The organism is Roseateles sp. L2-2 (assembly GCF_050613215.1).
Lineage (GTDB): Bacteria > Pseudomonadota > Gammaproteobacteria > Burkholderiales > Burkholderiaceae_C > Roseateles > Roseateles noduli.
Genome location: NZ_CP192509.1, coordinates 3,839,134 through 3,857,106 on the forward strand (window position 1 = coordinate 3,839,134; position 17,973 = coordinate 3,857,106).

Consider the following 17,973-nt stretch of genomic DNA (forward strand, 5'->3'; position numbering starts at 1 on the left):
TCGTCCGCATACTGCTTGTCACAGCGTCTTTTCCCTGCTGTTCCTACATTCCGCCACTGGTTTCATGGTGGTTTTATCGCGAACAACAACCCCGCACGCCCACCGGTGCGAGGACAGCAGGAGTGATTCACATGCGTACTGGACAAATCAAGGCGGTGGCGTTGGCCGCCGCGCTGCTGGCCGCGGGATCGCAGGCCCAGGCGGGCACGATCGTCGCGCCCTACTTCTTCACCTGGGGATTCGGCAGCGGCTCGTACGGCATCAAGACGCTGAGCGAAGCCAAGTCCAAGGCCGGCATCGACGCGGTGACCCTCGCCTTCGGCGTGTCGGGCGGCGGCTGCACGGTGGGCGGCGGTCTGGAAACGACCATCAGCAACCCCAGCTTCCAGGCTGACATCAAGGCCTACATCAAGTCCGGCGGCCGGGTCATCCTGTCCTTCGGCGGCGCCAACGGCACCTACCTGGAATCGACCTGCTCGGTGAACGACCTGGTCGCGCAGCTGCGCCGCCTGATCGACGCCAACGGCACGCGCTCCATCGACTGGGACATCGAAGGCGGCCAGCTCGGCGACACGCGCCTGAACGGCGTGCGCAACGCCGCGATCCTGCAGCTGCAATCGATCTATCCGGACCTGTACACCTCGTTCACCCTGCCGGTGGTGCCCTACGTCAACGCCAACGACACCGGCGGCCTGCAGCGCGAAGCGGTCGAGCTGCTGCGCGGCGCGTCGCAGTCGGGCGTGAAGATCAGCATCGTCAACCTGATGACGATGGACTACGGCAGCTACTACAGCGGCGGCAAGAAGATGGGCGACCTGGCCATCTCCGCCGCGACGCAGACCGTGGCGCAGCTGAAGTCGCTGTATCCGGCCAAGTCCGATGCGCAGCTGTGGGCCATGATCGGCATCACGCCGATGATCGGCCAGAACGACGTGGCGTCCGAGACCTTCACCCCGGCCGACGCCGTGACGGTGGCCAACTTCGCCAAGCAGAAGGGCGTGGGCCTGCTGTCCTACTGGGCCGCGCAGCGCGACCGCGTCGGCAACGGCGCCCTGGGCGAATACAGCCGCGCCAACACCCGCGACTTCGAATACTGGCAGGCCTTCGCCGCGGCGAAGAACGGCTCGACCACCCCGCCGCCGGCGCCGCAGCCGCCCGCCCCGGCGCCGTCGCCTTCCCCCACGCCGGCTCCGAGCCCGAGCCCCGCACCGAGCCCGTCGCCCGCTCCGGCGCCCAACCCCGGCACCTGCGTGGCCTGGGCCGAAGGCAAGACCTTCACCGCCGGCCAGGTGGTCAGCTATCAAGGCAAGACCTACAAGGCGCTGGTGACCCACACCGCGTGGGTCGGCACCGGCTGGAACCCGGCCGCGACCCCGTCGCTGTGGACGGCGACCTCGGCCAGCTGCAGCGGCTCCCCGGCACCGGCGCCCGCGCCGACGCCGGCCCCGTCGCCGTCGCCGGCTCCCTCGCCTTCTCCGGCACCTTCCCCGGCACCGTCGCCCTCGCCTGCCCCGTCGCCCAGCCCCGCGCCGGCGCCTTCGCCCGGCGGCGCGCTGACGCTGCCCGAAGCGCTGAAGGCCACGCAGACGCGCCGCGTCTACGTCGGCTACTACCCGACCTGGAGCGACAACTGGTTCGACGCCACCGGCAAGTCGGCCAACGACGTCTACAAGGCCAGCAAGTTCGCGCGCACGCCGGCCACCTACACCCACGTGATGGTGTCCTTCGCGGATCCGGCCTTCTCGTGGGCGGGGCTGTCGGCCAACACCTTCTCGGGCACCGGCATCAACTTCAACGCGACGCCGCGTGACATCAAGGCCGCCATCGACGTGCTGCACCAGCGCAACCAGAAGGTCATCCTGGCCGTGGGCGGCGCGACCTACAACAACTGGGGCACGCTCGCCGCGGAAGGCGCGGCCGGCAACGGACCGACCATCAACGCGCTGGCCAAGATCCAGACGGAACTCGGCTTCGACGGCCTGGACGTCGACTACGAGACCGACGGCGACGTCGACCGCTACGCCAACGTCATCAAGGCGCTGCGCCGCGCGGTGGACATCGCCGGCAACGGCCGCGTGCTGACGCTGGCCGGCTGGTCGACGGGCGCGGACTGCACCTCGGCGACCTCGGCCGACGCGTCCTGCTCGGGCCGCCTGTCGTTCTGGGGCGGCAACGCCGGTCGCGAGCGCGCGGTGGTGCGCAAGTTCCCGGCCGTGGCCAACATGCTCGACATGGTCAACGTGATGAGCTACGACGCGCGCTTCGAGAACTACGACGGCGTGACCGCGTACAACGACTACCGTTCGCTGTTCCCGGCCAAGACCATCGTGTCCATCGGCCTGGAGCCCGCGCCTGAAGGCTGGGCCGGCGGCCTGCTGGTGGTCAACGACGGCGACGCGCAGTGCGTCGGTTCGCGCAACCTGAAGAGCCAGTACGGCGCCAACCTCAACCAGCCGTACTCGGTGCAGCGCTACACCAACGCGGTGCTGAACGGGACCGCTTCCAACCGCAATGCGCGGGACGGCGCGATGCTGTGGGCCATCATCAAGACGGGCGGCGGCACCTGCGGCTCCGCGCCGCTGGCAACGCCCGGCACCGTCGGCCAGAAGGTCGGCCAGAGCTTCGGCCTGACGGTCGATCCGCTGCTGCAGTCTTCCGAATGGAAGTAACCCCGCGGGGATGACGCGCCCTTCGGGGCGCGTCGGATCCGCACCCGGGCGCGCCCATCCGGTACGCCCGACTCCCGCGCGTCGCTCGTCGCCGACGTCGCCGACGACGCGCGCCACCTCGCCGGCAAGACCTGTCCCCTGACCACACCGCCGCAGGCATCGCGCCTGCGGCGCAGGGGCGGGTCCTGCCCGGCCCTTTCTTCGCCCCCTTCTTCACCTTCTCCGCCGTTTTCGGCCCTTAACCGGAGTCTGAGTCATGAACCCTCGCTTTCCCGCCCCTCCGCGGCCCCCGCGTGCTTCGAGTCTCCTGACCGCGCCGGCGCTGCTGGCGGTCGCCAGCGCCTGCCTGACCGCCTGCGGCGGCGGAGGCGGCGAAGACGGCAAGAGCGCCTTCGGCCAGTCCGCCGATGTCGAAGCCTCCGCTGCTTCCGACGCCGTCGAGAACGCGCCGGACGCGCGCGCCCTCGCCGCCGGCGCCGTCACCGTCGCGGCCGGCATCTACACCATCGAATCGGGCGAGTCCGGCCTGTGCCTGGACTTCACCGGCAACGTCGGCGCCAACGGCACGAAGCTGCAGCAGAACCGCTGCGGCACGCAGACCTCGCAGCGCTTCGAATTGCGCGCGGACACCGGCGGCAGCTACCGCCTGGTCAACGTAGCCAGCGGCAAGTCGCTGGACGTGACCGACGTCTCCACCGCCAACGGCGCGCTGATCCAGCAATGGGCGACGGCGGCGACGGACAACCAGCGCTTCCTCGTCACGCCGTCCGCGGACGGCTACACGCTGAAGGCGCGCCACAGCAACAAGTGCGTCGACGTGAAGGATCACTCGATGGCCGCCGGCGGCGCGATCCAGCAGTGGGATTGCACGGGCGGCGCCAACCAGCGCTGGAAGCTGAAGGCCGTCGGCACGCCGGCGCCCGCACCGTCGCCGGCCCCGGCGCCTTCGCCCGCTCCCGCACCCTCTCCCGCACCTTCCCCCGCACCGGCGCCCTCGCCCGCCCCGGCTCCCGCGCCGGCACCTTCGGCCGGCCTGTCCGACCCGAAGGTCAAGGACATCGCGATGCAGATCGTCTCCAGCGCGGAGAACTCGTCGCTGGACTGGAAGGCGCAGTACCGCTACATCCAGGACATCCGCGACGGCCGCGGCTACACCGCCGGCATCATCGGCTTCTGCTCGGGCACCGGCGACATGCTGGAACTGGTCCAGTACTACAACTCGGTCAAGCCGAACAACGTGCTGGCGAAGTACCTGAACGCGCTGCGCTCGGTCAACGGCAGCGACTCGCACGCGGGGCTGGATCCCAACTTCCAGGGCGACTGGAAGACGGCCGCGAGCGACACGCTGTTCCAGCAGGCGCAGGACCATGAGCGCGACCGCGTCTACTTCAACCCCTCGGTGCAGCAGGCCAAGAACGACGGGCTGCGGGCGCTGGGCCAGTTCATCTACTACGACGCGATCGTGATGCACGGCCCGGGCAACAGCGGCGTGAGCTTCGGCGGCATCCGCAAGGCGGCCATGGCCAAGGCCAAGACGCCGGCGCAGGGCGGCAACGAGACCGCCTACCTCAACGCCTTCCTCGACGCCCGCGTGGCGGCGATGAAGACCGAAGAGGCGCACAGCGACGTCACCCGCGTCGAGACCGCGCAGCGTGTGTGGCTCAAGGCCGGCAACCTGGACCTGAAGACGCCGCTGAACTGGAAGGTGTACGGAGACAGCTTCTCGATCAAGTGATCGGGGGCTGAAGCCGACCCGGCGTGACCCCTGTCCGATGGACTGCGGTCACGCTACGGACGCGTCGCCTCGACCAGATCGCTCACGTACTCGTCGATCGTGACGCGTCCCTTGATGGACACCTCGGGCAGTTCGAGGCCGTCGAGCGTGGCGCCGGTCATGCGCGCATAGGACTCCGCCGCCGCCTGCGAGAACCCCAATCCGCGGAACGACGCCTCCCACTGCTCCCGCGGCGTGACGACCACGCGGACATCCCGCTGCAGCGCCGCGGCGAACGCGGCGGCGACGTCGTTCGCGCAGTAGCGCTCGGGGCCCTCGAGGTGTTGCACGCCCACATCGTCGAGCGACGACATCAGGCGGCGCGCCGCGATCTCGCCGAGATCGCGCGGGGCAGCCATCGGCAGTCGCAGGTCGGCGGGGAACAGCGAGACGAGCTCCCCGGACTCGCGCACCGCGTCGAGCTGCGCATCCCAGTTGCTCATGTAGAAGCCGGCGCGATTGATCGCCGCGGGAATCGGCTGATGCTGCAGCCGCTCCTCAAGCTCCCAGAGCACATTCAGGTCGCCCAGGCGCTCGCCGGGACGGGCGCCGCTGGTCGACTCGGCCACCACCTTCTCGAGGCCGCTGTCCTTCAAGGCCTCGAGAAGACGCGCCACCGTGCGCCGCTCGGTCTTGTCGGTATCGCCGTCCACCGCCGCCGGCGGGTTGAGGAGGAACGCCCGCCGTCCCTGCCTGAACACGGCGCGCAAGGCGTCGGGATCGTTCACGTCCGCCAGCGCGACCTGCGCGCCGGTGCCCTCCCATCGCCACGCGTGACCCGGGTCGTGCGTCACGACGATGACCTCCTGCTCCTCGCGCAGCAAGGCCTTCACCACTTCGGATCCCACATGCCCGAAGGCGCCCATGATGATCATCATCGTCGTGTTCCCTTCTGGTGACGTGAGACCGCGAAGCGGTCCGAATCGAGCGGGGCAATCGCGTTGCCCGCCCGGGTGCAGCGGCACAAGCCGGAGATTACACGGCGGCGCAGCGATGACCACGCCATCGATGAACTCTGAAACGGCATCGCCGCCGGACCCCGCGTTGAACGCGAAAGCCGGCGGCGATGGAAGAGCCGGGTGAACCGGCTCGGCGAGGGCAGCGTCAGATCTTCATCGCTGCCAGCAGGCTGTCATGCGCGGCCTTGTTCATGCGGATGTCGAAGGGCAGGAACGTGAGCCGCTCGACAGCCGTGGTGCCCGTCGGATTCGACACGTAGTAGCCGCCGCCCAGCAGCGTGCCGTCCTTGATCAGCGCGCCGGTGTAGACGTTGCCGCCCAGCTCGAAGTAGATGCGGTACTGGACCGTCGAGCTCAGCGTCGCCGACTGCGGACGCGGGGCAGTCGCCACCCAGACCGGCACGCCGTCGACGGTGCGAACCGTGCCGTTGGCCAGTTGGTAGGTCGTGCCGTCGCTGTTGGACACGATGCCGGCGGTCATCGCGGCCGTCAGCGTCATGCCCGTGCGGCACGGCGTGACCGCGGCGCCGGTGGTCGCCGTCGTGCAGTCGAAGACGTTGTAGCGGTCGCCCTTGTTCGTCTGCGCGAACTTGAGGTAGCTCGAGCCCGCCGCATACGTGGCCGTCGCGTTCAGGATGTTCGCGTTCGAGAAGAACGAGTTGTGGAAGTGCGCGAAGTCCGCCGGCGCCGAGGTGACCAGGCCGGTCAGCGGCACGGTCTCGTAGTTGCTGCGGACCTCGGAGTACGCCACCGTGGTGTTGTCCACGGCCAGCGAGTCGACGCGCACGTCGCTGCTGACGTAGGTCACCTTGCTCGATGCTCCGACGACCAGCACCGCGCCGCCCTTGAGCACCCGCGTCGGCGACGACGGAGCGGGCAGCGCCAGCGTGGTCGTGAGGTTGCGGGCCGCGCTCTGCGCGTTGGTCTGCGGACCGTTCGTCAGCGGCGACGCCGACATCAGGCCGTAGTCCGAGTAGGCGTAGTTGACGCCGCTGGTCTGACCGCCCGCGTAGTTCAGGTTCCAGTGCAGGTAGTAGCTGCCCGCGGCGGGCGACAGGATCAGGTTCTCGAAGGCCTGCTGGTTGGCGCTCAGTTGCAGCGTCAGCTGCGCGGCCGAGCTCGTGACGCTGCCCGACGAGTTCGTCACCACGACCGTGTACTTCGCGCCGCTGTCCGCGGACGTGACCGCCGGCGTCTGGTACGACGCGCTCGTGGCGCCCGCGATGGCCACGCCGTTCTTCTGCCACTGGTACCCGAGACCGGAGCCCGTGGCCACGACCGTGAACATCGTCGTGCCGTCGGTGAGCACGGTGGCATTGATCGGCTGCGTGGCGATGACGGGCGCCGGGCTGTCGTCCGAACCGCCTCCGCCGCAGGCTGCGACCAGGACCGACAGGGCTGCCAATGCGGCAGCGTTCTTGCACTTCACTGAGACCATGAGGTCCTCCTCCCGTTGAATTCGTTGCCTGGCGGTCCATCGACGGGACCGCTCCGGCGTTTTGGCGGCGGCGAGTATAGGAGGCGCATATCGCCCATCCTGAGAGGCAGGTGCGCACTATTTCTCTTTGTGTTGAGTATGTGAAGCCGTGCTACCTCTTCCGACGTCCGCGCTCGTCAAGACCGCGTTAGTGCCGCAAAGACAAAGGTAAAGGCGGAAGGAAAGACAGCGGAAAGGCACAGCGCTTGCCGTGCTGGGTCATCCACCAACATCGTTGAGGAAAGCCATGAGGACATCTCTTCTCAGGAACGCGGCGCTCATCGCCGCCTGCGCCGCCATGACGGTCGGTTGTGCAACACGTGACGCGCGCAATGCGGGCGTGGGCGCCGTCGGCGGCGCGGTCGTCGGAGCCGTGGCCGGCGGCAGCGCCGTGACGGGCGCCGTGGTCGGCGCGGTCGCCGGCGCCGTCATCGGTCGACTGCTCGTCGACGGTCGCGAGCGCGAGGTCTACTCGGACGGCAACGGCGGCCGCTACTGGGTCGACGAGGACGGTCGGCGCCGTCCGGTCCGCTGACCGTCGTCGACGAACCACTGCCGATTCCGCAGCGCAGGCGCCGGCCTTCCCAGGCCGACGCCGGTGCGCGTCTGATCAGCGCCTGATCAGATCTTCATCGCCGCCGCGATGCTGTCATGCGCGGCCTTGTTCATGCGGATGTCGAAGGGCAGGAAGGTGATCCGCTGGGCGACCGTGGTGCCGGCGGGATTCGACACGTAGTAGCTGTCGCCCATCAGCGCGCCGTCCTTGATCAGTCCGCCGGTGTAGACGTTGCCGTTCAGCTCGAAGTAGACGCGGTACTGCACCGTCGAGGTCATCGTGGCCGACTGCGGACGCGGATTGGTCGCCACCCAGACCGACACGCCGTCGACCGTGGTGATGGTGCCGTTGGCCAGGCGATACGTGGTGCCGTCGCTGTTGGACGTGATGCCCGCGGTGAGCGCGGCCGTCAGCGACGTGGCAGTGCGGCACGGCGTGATGTTGGTACCGGTGGTCGCCGTCGTGCAGTCGAAGGCGTTGTAGCGGTCGCCCTTGTTGGTCTGGTCGAACTTGAGGTAGGCCGCGCCGGGCAGATACGTCGCGGTCGCGTCGAGCACATTCGCGTTCGAGAAGAACGAGTTGTGGAAGTGCGCGAAGTCCGCCGGCGCCGACTTGACGAGACCGGTCAGCGCCACGGTTTCGTAGTTGTTGCGAACCTCGGAGAACACCACGGTGACGCCGTCCGCGGCGAGCGAGTCCACACGCACGTCATCGCCGACGTACGACACCGTGCTGGCCCTGCTCGCGAGAAGCACGGCGCCGTTCTTCAGCACGCGCGTGACGCCCGGCGTGGGCAGCGCCAGCGTGCTGGTGATGTTGTGGGGAGCGCTCTGCGGGCTGGGCTGCGGGCCGTTCGTCAACGGCGAGGCCGTCAGCAGGCCGAAGTCCGAATACGCGTAGCTCACCCCGGCGGTCTGCGCGCCGGAGTAGTTCAGGTTCCAGTGCAGGAAATAGCTGCCCTCGGCGGGTGCCAGGACGAAGCTTTCGAAGATCTGCTGGTTGGTGCTGAGCGTCGTCGGCACCGACGAGGCCCGGGCGGCCGAGTCCGAGCCGGCATCACCGCCGCCGCCGCAAGCCGCGACGATGAAGGTCGAGATCGCCGCCAGGATGGCGGCATGCGTGCGCTTCGCTGAAATCATGGGTTCCTCCCCGTTGAAAGATCGGTCGCCGCGGTCCTCTGAACGGGACCGCTCCGGCGTGATGGACGCGGAGTATAGGAGCGAGTCATGCCGGGTTGATGGCAATCGCACAGCCGTTACTTCACACCGGCGGGCGAGGTGCTTCAGGGACTTTCCGAAGGCCCGGAAACCTACACGGCGTCCGCCTCTGAACGCCGCCTCGCGGTCGGCGGTCCGGGTGGGACTGAACGTGAAGCGCAGACGTGACCGCCTTCTCTCCGTCCCCAACCTCCGGGCGGGGTCAAGACTTGACCCCGTGGTCGCCGCCGTTGTGTCGCACCTTCGCTAGCGCCGCATCCAGGATCGCCATGTCATTTGAGGCGCCGCCTCGGTCCTGCGCACTCACCCACTGTCGCAGTCCTTCCCGCATCGTCGCCAGGCCTTCGCGGGTGAGGTCCGATGCCTTGATGACGAGGTCATCGATGGGTTCAGATGGCAGCGCAGCGTCGTTGAGGCCGTTGTCTCTGATGAACCGCAGCAGGTGCAGGGCCTGTTCGCGACACTTCTGCCTGTATTCGACGCGCTTCGAGGCGCTCAGAAGCCCGGACAAGGTGTAGACGACAAAGTCTTTCGACGCCGGCGGCATGCGCCGCTCTGCCCCTTCGCTCTTCTTCTTGCTCATTTCAGGAGAGCCGCTCGCTCGCGCATCGCGGTTCGCCACGACGAACTGCGTCAGTCCTTCGGCGGACTCGACGTTCCACGGTCGTTCGGTGTCGATACGCATGAGCGCCCGCCCGCTGTGGTCAATCCACCCGGCGACGATCTCGCCATCGAGGGTACCCGGGCGCGGGTACGTGCTCGTCGAACGTAGATCTTCGGTCGTGACGACCGGCACCTTCTCGATGAAGACGTGGGACTTTCCGAATGCGTCGACGAGCACGCACTCGATGAAGCCCGGCTCGTGGTCGTCGACAAACCGGGAGATCTGGATGGGGACGCTGGCACGCATCACGCCTGCGTCTCAACGTTTCTGCCGAACGAGATAAAGGAGCTCCTCGATGTCGCGGACAAGATAGTCGCCGGCATCGAGTTGCCCGTCTTCATAGTGTCGAAGGCAGCGCGTGAGCATGTCTTCCAGTCTGGTCAGATCTTCGACACCGAACGGCCAATGGGTGCGCATGGGCCCCATGGCCTCGACGCATCGCTCTCTTTCCCAGGCCGGGGTTCCCATCCAATCTTCACGGTCGATCAGACGAGTGCCGCCACTCATTCCGATCAGCGTTTGAAGGAACTTGTATTGAGCTTCGCTGAAGGATTTCCGGACCACGCTCGAACTCGCTTCTCTCTGGAGAATGGCGCCGCCGTGAAGTCCGACGGGCGGGTGCGACGACGGCTCGAAGTATGCATCGGAGAAAAGCGTCCGCTTTCACCGAAGCGTCTTGTCAGACGGGCAGGTGCTACGCTGCCTGCTGATCAATCTCAGCGCCCACCGACCCGAACCGCCATGAAGCTCATCGGAATCCTCGGCGGCATGTCCGCAGCGTCGACGCAGACCTACTACCGCCAGATGTGCGAGATCACGCGCCGCCGGCTCGGCGGGCTGCATTCGCCGGAGCTGCTCATCCGGTCCCTCGACTTCGCGAGGATCGAGCGGCTGCAGGCCGCGGGACGCTGGGAGGAAGCAGGCGAGATCCTGAACGCGGAGGCCAAGGCGCTCGAACGCGGCGGCGCGGACTTCATCGTCCTGGCGACGAACACGATGCACAAGCTGGCCGATCAGATGATGGGTGGCGTCGGCATCCCGCTGCTGCACATCGCGGATGCCACGGCAGAACGGATCACGACATCGGCGCTGAAGACGCCGGGTCTGATCGCGACCGCATTCACGATGGAGCAGACGTTCTACGTCGATCGCCTCAAGGCGGCCGGACTCCAGCCGCTGGTTCCCGTCGACGATGATCGCGCGGACGTGCATCGCATCATCTACGACGAGCTCTGCAAGGACATCACGACGGTCGACAGCCGCTCGCGATTCGAAGACGTCGCGCGCCGCCTCGTGGCTCAGGGAGCCGACTGCATGATCCTCGGCTGCACCGAGGTCGGCATGCTGCTCGACGCCGACAACGTCTCCGTGCCCGTCTTCGATACGGCACTCATCCATTGCGAGGCGGCCATCGGGATGGCGCTGGCGCCCTGACCGAGCCCGGCCACCGCCACCGCCCCTGCCCTCGGTCCATGCGGCTTGCGGGAGGGGGTGCGTCTCGACCTCCGCATGAGCAGCGACCTCACAGGCCGAGCAGCTTCATGCCCTTCGTCAAGGTCTGCCGGCTCTTCCAGTAGTCCCGCCACGGGTCGATCTTCTGGAAGCTGAGGCGATCCCGCGCGTTCGCGAGCGTCCACTGGTCGGCGCGCTTCACGTCGCCGAGTTCGTCCCAGTCGATCGGCATCGAGACGCCCAGCCCGGGCCGCGCGCGCACGGAGAACGCGCAGGCGGTGGTCTGCCCTTCGCCGTTGCGCAGATAGTCCGGGAAGATCTTCCCGACGCGGTTCTTCGGGCCGCTCCTGGCGGAGAACTTCTTCGGGAAGGTCTCGGCCAGATGCTGCACGAGGGCGTGGCTGAAGGCCTTCGTCGTCGCGTGATCGTGGCGCCGCGCCAGCGGGACGACGACGTGGAGTCCCTTGCCGCCGCTGGTCTTCAACCAGGCATGCAGGCCGAGTTCCTTGAGCAGCGCGCGCGTGATGCGAGCCGCCTCCACGACCGCGGGGAACGCGACGCCTTCGCCCGGATCCAGGTCGATGATGAAGCGGTCCGCGCGATCGGGCTTGTCGTCCTGCGCGTTCCAGGTGTGGAACTCGATCGCGTTCATCTGCGTGAGCTGCATGAGCTCGGCCGGATCGGCGAGGACGATCAGCGCGTCGCCCTCCACGTGCTTCTGGAAGAACAGCTGCCCCTCGATGCCGTCGGGCGCGCGCACGATCGCCACCGGCCGACGGCCGAGGTGCGGCTGCATCCACGTCATCACGCTCTCGTAGTAGCGGACCAGCTCGATCTTCGTGTGACCAGTGGACGGATCGATCACCCGTTCGGGATGGGTGATGCGCAACTGGCCCGAGGCGGTCGACGCCGACGCGTCAGCCTTCTTGCCGGCGCGCTTGACTGGCGGTTTCGGGGTGGATGTCGGCATCTTCCGGCTCCTGACTTCGTCCGCTGGTTTGGCCGACTCTCTTCCGATGTCCTTGGGCGCCTTGTCCTCGCGCTCGCCCTGGAACGAGGCATGGCGCACGTGGCCCTCCGGCGTCCATTCCGCGAAGGCGACCTCCGCGACGAGCTTGGGGCGCACCCAGCGCGCGGCGCCGCCGGAGCGTCCGGCGATGCGCGCCCAATGGCTGCGGGCGATGGTGTCCTCGTCGAAATGCGGTGTCTTGATCTCGAGGGCGGACAGGCGCTTGTGCATCTCGCCGGCCTGCTTCAGCGACCAGCCGGTGCCCACGCGCCCGGCATAGCGCAGTTCGCCGTCCTCGTAGTAGCCGAGCAGCAGACTGCCCAGCGCCTTCGCGCCGTCCGACCGGTCCGTGAACCCGACGACGACGAACTCCTGCCGCTGCTGGCATTTCAGCTTCACCCACGCGTCGCTGCGCGCGGACACGTAGCCGCTGTCGGGCCGTTTCAGGATCAGGCCTTCCAGCCGCATCTGGCACGCCGCGGCGAGCATCTCCTCGGGCGGCACCGCGAAGTCCTCGCTGAAGCGCAGGCGCTCGCCTTCGTGATCCGCCATCAGCGCGCGCAGCACGGCGCGTCGATGGATCAGCGGCACCTCGCGCAGGTCGTGCCCGTTGAGGAACGGCACGTCGAACAGGAAGTAGACGATGTCCTCGTGCCGCGTGCGCTTCGGATGGCCGATGGCGTTCTGCAGCAGGTTGAAGTCGGGCGCGCCGTCGTCTCGCAGCACGACGATCTCGCCGTCCAGCCAGCCGTTGTCGAGGTCGAGGTCCGCGAGCGCCTCCGCCAGCGACGGCAGCCGCGACGTCCAGTCGTTGCCCCCGCGGGTCATCAGCCGGACCTTGCCCTTGTCGACGCGGGCCATCAGCCGGTAACCGTCGAACTTGGCCTCGGCGATCCAGTCGCCGGGCGGCGTCGCGCTGACGAGCGTCGCCAGCTGCGGCGTGAGTTCGGCGGGCAGGCGCGCCTTCTTCGCGCGACTGAGATCGGGATCGCCGGCCACATCGGCATCGACGTCAGCCGCCTTCGCACCGCGGGAGGCAAGGTTGTTGTCGGCAACGCCATCGGTCGCGGCGCCGTCTCTCGTCTCGGCCGGTCCCAGAGGATGCTGGATCACGCTGTCCGGCAGTTCGACGGTGACGTCGTAATCCGCGTGGGGACGCTCGCGCCCGTCGTGCTTCTTGATCAGCAGCCACTGCTCGCGCTTGGTCGTGTCCCGCGAGGTGCGGATCAGTTGCCAGAGTCCGGCGAGCTTGTGCCCGTGCAACCGGAACACGAGCTTGCCGTCGCGCAGGCCGTCGTGCGGGTCGCCTTCGGGCGTCCAGGTGCCGTTGTCCCAGACGATCACCTCGCCAGCGCCGTACTGCTTCGGCGGGATCGTGCCCTCGAAGCCGCCGTACGACAGCGGATGGTCCTCGACATGGATCGCCATGCGGCGCTCCTTCGGGTCGTAGGACGGGCCCTTGGGCACGGCCCAGCTCAGCAGCACGCCGTCGAGTTCCAGGCGGAAGTCGTAGTGCAGGTGGCTGGCCCAGTGCTTCTGGATGACGAAGGACAGCGCCTGTGCGGACTTCTTCGCGGACGTTCTGGAAGACTTCTTCGCGGCAGCTCTGTCGGACGTCCTCGCCGAAGACTTCCTCGGCGTGTCGTCCGGCTCGGGCGTGATGCGGAAGTCGCGTTTCTGGCGATAGCGGGTCAGCGGATCGTGGCGCGGTGCGGTCGGCATCGGGAACTCCCGGCGCGGGCCGCGCGCTCAGGCGGCCTTCTTCTTCGACTTGCCGCCGAGGCTGCGCCGCAGCAGCTCGGTGAGGTCGACGACGTTGCCGCCCTCGCCCGCGGACTCGGGCGCCGCTTCGAGCGGCGTGACGGTTTCGGTCTCGCCCTCGTCGACCTTGCGCGCGATCAGGCCGCGGATCGCGGCGGTGAACTCGTCGTGGTAATCCTCGGGATGCCAGTCGTTGCTCATTTCGTCGATCAGCTGGCGGGCCATCTGCAGCTCCGCCGCCTTGAAGCCGTGCGCGGACTTGCCTTCGGCCGGCAGGTTCAGGTCGTCGCAGGGACGGATCTCGTTGGCCCAGCGCAGCATCCCGATCATCAGCGCCGGCCCGGCCGGCAGCAGCGCGGCCAGGTGCTCCTTGCTGTGGATCACCAGCCGCGCGATCGCGATCAGGCCGGCGTCGGCCATCGCCTCGCGCAGCAGCGCGTAGACCTTGCCGGACTTGCCGATCGGCTCCAGGTAGTACGGCTTCTCCAGGTAGACGAAAGACACCTGCGTGGCGGGCACGAAGGTCTCGATCTCGATGGTCTGGGTGGTGGTGGGATAGGCCTTGCGGATCTCGTCGTCGGACACCAGCACGTAGTCGCCGTTGTCCTGCTTCACGCCCTTGACGATGTGGGTCTTGTCGATGTCCTTGCCGGTGCGCTTGTTGATGCGCTTGTAGCCGACCGGGTCCATGGTGCGCTTGTCGAGCCAGTCGAAGTCGACGCGCTGGTCCCTCGACGCGGGATACAGCGCGACCGGCACGTGCAGCAGGCCGAAGCTGATCGCGCCCTTCCAGATCGCGCGGCGGGCGGCGGGGGCGTCGTCGCTGTCGCCGCGGGCGGAGGGTGAGGAAGCGGACTTGGCGTGTGCCTTCGCCGAGCCCCTGCCGTGGGACCGCCCGGGCGAGGCCCGATCGGCGTTGGAGGCGCGTCTGCCGCTGCCGGCGCGCGAGGGCGGCTTGCGGGTGGTCCGGGAAGACGTGGCGGCGGATCGGCTCGGCATGGAGACCTCGACGGCGGGATCGATGAACCCTTCCATCGGCAAATCCCGCGCCCGTGAGGCCCGGACGTCCGCCCCGACCGGGCATCCGGTTTGCTCCGCTGCCGCAATGGACACCTCGCCCCACTCCCGATCGCTGATGAATGCCGAGCGGCGCTTCGCGGACAGGCGCGATGCGGGGCGTCAACTGGCCGCTCGCCTGTCTGCCTACGCCCATCGCGACGACGTCACGGTGCTGGCGCTGCCGCGCGGCGGTGTACCCGTCGGGGCGGAGATCGCGCGGATCCTCGACGCGCCGCTGGATATCCTGGTCGTGCGCAAGCTGGGCCTGCCCGGACAACCGGAGTACGCGATGGGCGCCATTGCATCAGGCGATGTGCGGGTGCTCAACACGCAGGTGCTGCAGCAGCTGGCGATCAGCTACTCGGCCGTCGATCTGGTGACCCGCGCGGAAACACGCGAACTGCACCGCCGGGAGAAGCTCTATCGCGGCGATAGGCCGATGCCGGTGCTCGAGGGCCGGCAGGTGATCCTCGTGGACGACGGCATGGCGACCGGCGCGTCGATGCGCGCGGGCGCGCAGGCGCTGCGCGAGATGCGGCCGGCACGGATCGTCGTGGCGGTGCCCGTGTCGGCGCCGGAGACCTGCCACCTGATCTCGCAGGATGCGGACGAGGTCATCTGCGCGCGCACGCCAGAGCGCTTCCGGTCGGTGGGCCAGTGGTACGAGCGGTTCGAGCAGACGACGGATGAGGAGGTGCGGCGCCTCTTGGTCGCCGCACCCGATTTGTCGACGACGGCAAGGGCCTAGGTTTCGACAGCTTCAGCCCGTCGATCATGGCTCGGCGATTCACCCGCTCCCAAGGGCTGGATGAATGGGTGGGCATCCAGGAAAGCCAGGAATTCGTCGTCATCTTGAAGCCGAGGGCGATTCGGACACGCCTGAAGCGCCATGTCCTCCTTGCGCGAATGCCAGATCGCATACACGCGACCGGGCTGGAAGCGATGAAACGACTCATAGCTCAGACCATGCACGAGATGCCCATATCGGCGAAAGAGTTCGAGCGCAATCCGTCGTGACGACCCGTAAGTCGGCTCCAGTTTTCCCCCCAGACCGAGAACATGGCGATTGGTGCCATCGATGGGAATGAAGAGTCCGGGTTGCCCCATGCTGAATCGGACGACGCGAAGTCGAGCAGCCACAGAGGGTTTCCAGAGCACTTGATTGGACCAGCAGTCCCAGAACATGGCGCGCACCTCGGTCGCGCAGGACTGGATGTTTGATGCCGTGTAGAGCACGGCAAACTCGTCGTCGTGCCCAACAGGCGGGTCGACATGGTTGTTCCGGTACTTTGCTGGAGGCGGATGCCAGTCGGCGTCGGGGTGATCGTAGGCGCGGATCAGGGTCACCGTCCCTGGATCAACCAGCTCCAGATCCAACTCCCGTCCATTGAACGGAGGGACATGGAACAACTCCTGGGCGAGTGTCATCGTGCTGCCCTCCGGTGCTGCAGTTCGTCGTTGACGGCCCCCAGCACCGCCCCCAGCCGAAACTCAGGCGATTGCATGAAGAGCCAACTCGCCTCGCGATCCGGCATCAGGTCGTACAAGCGATGGCCCAACAGCACCTCCAGCGGCGTTGCCCAGACGAGCATGCGCGTAGGCACGCGAAAGAAGGTCGCGATATCCCGCGCGTCCAACCATGCATCGCCGGCGTCGATTGCCTCGAAGAACCGGTTCAGGATTGCGCTCAGCGGCCCCCCGGCCACGCCGGGCAATGCCTGGAACAGACCGAAAAGCGGGTAGGACTGGGATTCCGCCACGAAGCTGATGACTTGCCGCGCAGCTTCAAGCGCAGTGACGACTTCCGGATCGACCTTCAGCAGCGTGGCCAGTTGTTCCTTCGAGCCGTAGGTCGTGGCAAGGAGAAACACGTTCCGATCGACCTCTGGAGCAGGCTCGGTTGGAAGAGCAAGCGCGGCATTGGCGGGTGGCGTCGTCAGCCACGGGCGTGACCTGCCCTGCGCAGGTTCGGGACGTTCCATCACATCATCGCCGCGCCTCGTTACCGAGGACACGTCCATCAACACAGAAGCCCCACTTTGCCGACGTGTCATCGATCACGCGATAGCCGAAATCTCTACGAACCGATCCGCAACCTAGATGAACACGGAGTCGCGATGACTCGAACTTGTGTTCGCGGGTTCACGCGGGCCGGTCGATGGCCGCGCAAGCGCAGGCCGCAATGAGCAACGGGCACCTTGCGGGTGCCCGTTGTCCTTGCGAAGCGCGATCGGCGTTCAGCTGAACAGCCGCCTCGCCACCGCGCTGCCCGCCGCCAGATCGCGCGCGGCCAGCGACTTGTAGAGCTCCGACAGCTCCTGCCCGATCGACTGGAACGCATGCAGGTTCAGGATCTGGTTGCGGTCGTCGCAGAGGTCGGCCTCGAAATCACGCGCCAGGTTGCGCGCCGATTCCTGCCAGGTCGCGAACGGCTCCAGCGCCTCGGGCGTCTGCAGCACGTCCAGCGACAGCGTCAGCTCCCGCAGCGACGAGGCCTGCGGATCCTCCGCCAGCGCCGCCTGCGCGTCGAAGTTCAGCGTCAGCAGCGGCGGCGCGCCGTCCTCGCCCGCCGGCATCACGAGCCGGCCCGGGATCGATCCCGGCACGAAGCCGTGCCGCAACGCGCCCTGCTGCACGAAGCCCAGGGTCCAGGCCGCGCCGCGCGCGCGCAGCACGATCGCCAGCTGCGCGTCGTGACCGGCCGCGAACTGGTCGAGCTCGCGCGCCCGGCCGACGACGTCCAGCATGTCCGGGAACTCCGGCATCGCACCGATGCCGTCCGCGAAGCCCTGGATCTTCTGCACGAACTCGGAGTACTCGATCTCGTTGAGCGCCCCGCTCCGGTTGGCCATCTGCAGGCCCGCCTGGAACTCGCCGTAGCGCTGGCCCGGGTGCGGCAGTTCCCATTCGCCGCTGTCCGCGTTCAGACCCTCGATGTGGAACGGCTTGGTGCCGGCGCGCCGGCTGCCCGGCAGGTGCGACAGCGCCATCTCGCCGCTGACCGGCGACTCCGGCGTCATCGTCGCGATCGCATCGATCAGCGCGTCGATGCGCGTCGACGCCTTGCGCACGCGCGCCATCGCCGGCACGCTCTCATCCAGCGTGCGCAGGTCCATCGCACGCGAATCCAGCGCCTCGCCGTCGGCGCCGCCGTCCAGCGTGACCGGCGATTCGCCCTTGGCGGCACCACCCGCGCCGCCACCGCCTGCGCTCCCCAGGCTGGGCTCCTGGCGGTCGCCCGCCGGCGTGATCGGCTCGGCGCGCCGCGGGCCCGCCTTGCGCGCGCTCCACCAGCCCTGCGCCAGCAGCCCCACCAGCACCACGCCGCCCAGCGCGGCCAACAGCGTCGTCAGGTTCCAGTCCGTCGTCATCGCGT

Annotated in this window: 15 protein-coding genes; 5 read left to right on the plus strand and 10 right to left on the minus strand. The window is 68.0% G+C overall.

From position 1 onward, the window contains the following. The first annotated feature begins 131 nt into the window (after positions 1-131). Both ACQZ13_RS17150 and ACQZ13_RS17155 read left to right on the plus strand, forming a co-directional pair. Complete coding sequence (locus ACQZ13_RS17150) at positions 132-2,669, plus strand: glycosyl hydrolase family 18 protein (RefSeq protein ID WP_431046518.1); 2,538 nt, start codon at positions 132-134, stop codon at positions 2,667-2,669. 256 nt (positions 2,670-2,925) lie between these two features. Continuing rightward, positions 2,926-4,404, plus strand: a complete 1,479-nt coding sequence (locus tag ACQZ13_RS17155; RefSeq protein ID WP_431046520.1) for a chitosanase — start codon at positions 2,926-2,928, stop codon at positions 4,402-4,404. A 53-nt stretch (positions 4,405-4,457) separates the two neighbouring features. Here the strand turns inward: ACQZ13_RS17155 and ACQZ13_RS17160 are convergent, their stop codons facing one another. Further along, positions 4,458-5,321: an NmrA family NAD(P)-binding protein gene (locus ACQZ13_RS17160; protein ID WP_431046522.1), complete on the minus strand. Its 864-nt coding sequence runs from the start codon at positions 5,319-5,321 to the stop codon at positions 4,458-4,460. A gap of 226 nt (positions 5,322-5,547) precedes the next feature. Beyond that, positions 5,548-6,840 (minus strand): hypothetical protein, encoded by a 1,293-nt coding sequence (locus tag ACQZ13_RS17165; RefSeq protein WP_431046524.1) that lies wholly within the window; start codon positions 6,838-6,840, stop codon positions 5,548-5,550. A gap of 286 nt (positions 6,841-7,126) precedes the next feature. On the opposite strand from ACQZ13_RS17165, the gene ACQZ13_RS17170 reads away from it, so the two are divergent. After that, positions 7,127-7,414, plus strand: coding sequence for a hypothetical protein (locus ACQZ13_RS17170; protein ID WP_421034114.1), 288 nt, complete (start codon positions 7,127-7,129; stop codon positions 7,412-7,414). A gap of 86 nt (positions 7,415-7,500) precedes the next feature. Here ACQZ13_RS17170 and ACQZ13_RS17175 read toward each other — a convergent pair whose 3' ends face one another. From ACQZ13_RS17175 to ACQZ13_RS17185, 3 genes are all read right to left on the minus strand, one after another. Continuing rightward, positions 7,501-8,574, minus strand: a complete 1,074-nt coding sequence (locus ACQZ13_RS17175; RefSeq protein WP_431046526.1) for a hypothetical protein — start codon at positions 8,572-8,574, stop codon at positions 7,501-7,503. Positions 8,575-8,854: 280 nt separating this feature from the next. After that, a complete protein-coding gene (locus ACQZ13_RS17180) occupies positions 8,855-9,562 on the minus strand; it encodes a hypothetical protein (protein ID WP_431046527.1) in 708 nt (235 codons plus the stop codon). Positions 9,563-9,574: 12 nt separating this feature from the next. Beyond that, a complete protein-coding gene (locus ACQZ13_RS17185; RefSeq protein ID WP_431046529.1) occupies positions 9,575-9,880 on the minus strand; it encodes a hypothetical protein in 306 nt (101 codons plus the stop codon). A 36-nt stretch (positions 9,881-9,916) separates the two neighbouring features. Here ACQZ13_RS17185 and ACQZ13_RS17190 point away from each other — a divergent pair, with 36 nt between their 5' ends. Then, the gene (locus tag ACQZ13_RS17190; RefSeq protein ID WP_431046531.1) at positions 9,917-10,750 is read left to right on the plus strand and encodes an aspartate/glutamate racemase family protein; all 834 of its coding nucleotides are present in this window, start codon (positions 9,917-9,919) and stop codon (positions 10,748-10,750) included. 88 nt (positions 10,751-10,838) lie between these two features. Here the strand turns inward: ACQZ13_RS17190 and ligD are convergent, their stop codons facing one another. Both ligD and ACQZ13_RS17200 read right to left on the minus strand, forming a co-directional pair. After that, entirely contained in the window at positions 10,839-13,499 is a 2,661-nt protein-coding gene (gene ligD, locus ACQZ13_RS17195; RefSeq protein WP_431046533.1) for a DNA ligase D, read from the minus strand. A 27-nt stretch (positions 13,500-13,526) separates the two neighbouring features. Beyond that, positions 13,527-14,537 carry a Ku protein gene (locus ACQZ13_RS17200; protein WP_431046535.1) on the minus strand — a complete coding sequence of 337 codons (1,011 nt, stop codon included), beginning with the start codon at positions 14,535-14,537 and terminating at the stop codon, positions 13,527-13,529. On the opposite strand from ACQZ13_RS17200, the gene ACQZ13_RS17205 reads away from it, so the two are divergent. After that, positions 14,536-15,345: a phosphoribosyltransferase gene (locus ACQZ13_RS17205; protein WP_431046537.1), complete on the plus strand. Its 810-nt coding sequence runs from the start codon at positions 14,536-14,538 to the stop codon at positions 15,343-15,345. The genes ACQZ13_RS17200 and ACQZ13_RS17205 overlap by 2 nt on opposite strands. On the opposite strand, the gene ACQZ13_RS17210 is transcribed toward ACQZ13_RS17205, so the two are convergent. From ACQZ13_RS17210 to ACQZ13_RS17220, 3 genes are all read right to left on the minus strand, one after another. Beyond that, entirely contained in the window at positions 15,342-16,025 is a 684-nt protein-coding gene (locus ACQZ13_RS17210; RefSeq protein WP_431046539.1) for an RES domain-containing protein, read from the minus strand. The genes ACQZ13_RS17205 and ACQZ13_RS17210 overlap by 4 nt on opposite strands. Next, positions 16,022-16,579 (minus strand): hypothetical protein, encoded by a 558-nt coding sequence (locus tag ACQZ13_RS17215; RefSeq protein WP_431046541.1) that lies wholly within the window; start codon positions 16,577-16,579, stop codon positions 16,022-16,024. Before ACQZ13_RS17215 ends, ACQZ13_RS17210 begins: the two co-directional genes overlap by 4 nt. Before the next feature lie 255 nt (positions 16,580-16,834). Further along, positions 16,835-17,968 carry a cell division protein FtsZ gene (locus ACQZ13_RS17220; protein WP_431046543.1) on the minus strand — a complete coding sequence of 378 codons (1,134 nt, stop codon included), beginning with the start codon at positions 17,966-17,968 and terminating at the stop codon, positions 16,835-16,837. Positions 17,969-17,973 lie beyond the last annotated feature (5 nt).

Excerpts from the sequence above, each read along its gene's own strand:
- ACQZ13_RS17150 (WP_431046518.1), top strand. The coding sequence starts at position 132 with ATGCGTACTGGACAAATCAAGGCGGTGGCGTTGGCCGCCGCGCTGCTG.
- ACQZ13_RS17155 (WP_431046520.1), top strand. The coding sequence starts at position 2,926 with ATGAACCCTCGCTTTCCCGCCCCTCCGCGGCCCCCGCGTGCTTCGAGT.
- ACQZ13_RS17160 (WP_431046522.1), bottom strand. The coding sequence starts at position 5,321 with ATGATGATCATCATGGGCGCCTTCGGGCATGTGGGATCCGAAGTGGTG.
- ACQZ13_RS17165 (WP_431046524.1), bottom strand. The coding sequence starts at position 6,840 with ATGGTCTCAGTGAAGTGCAAGAACGCTGCCGCATTGGCAGCCCTGTCG.
- ACQZ13_RS17170 (WP_421034114.1), top strand. The coding sequence starts at position 7,127 with ATGAGGACATCTCTTCTCAGGAACGCGGCGCTCATCGCCGCCTGCGCC.
- ACQZ13_RS17175 (WP_431046526.1), bottom strand. The coding sequence starts at position 8,574 with ATGATTTCAGCGAAGCGCACGCATGCCGCCATCCTGGCGGCGATCTCG.
- ACQZ13_RS17180 (WP_431046527.1), bottom strand. The coding sequence starts at position 9,562 with ATGCGTGCCAGCGTCCCCATCCAGATCTCCCGGTTTGTCGACGACCAC.
- ligD (WP_431046533.1), bottom strand. The coding sequence starts at position 13,499 with ATGCCGACCGCACCGCGCCACGATCCGCTGACCCGCTATCGCCAGAAA.
- ACQZ13_RS17205 (WP_431046537.1), top strand. The coding sequence starts at position 14,536 with ATGGAGACCTCGACGGCGGGATCGATGAACCCTTCCATCGGCAAATCC.
- ACQZ13_RS17200 (WP_431046535.1), bottom strand. The coding sequence starts at position 14,537 with ATGCCGAGCCGATCCGCCGCCACGTCTTCCCGGACCACCCGCAAGCCG.
- ACQZ13_RS17210 (WP_431046539.1), bottom strand. The coding sequence starts at position 16,025 with ATGACACTCGCCCAGGAGTTGTTCCATGTCCCTCCGTTCAATGGACGG.
- ACQZ13_RS17215 (WP_431046541.1), bottom strand. The coding sequence starts at position 16,579 with ATGGAACGTCCCGAACCTGCGCAGGGCAGGTCACGCCCGTGGCTGACG.
- ACQZ13_RS17220 (WP_431046543.1), bottom strand. The coding sequence starts at position 17,968 with ATGACGACGGACTGGAACCTGACGACGCTGTTGGCCGCGCTGGGCGGC.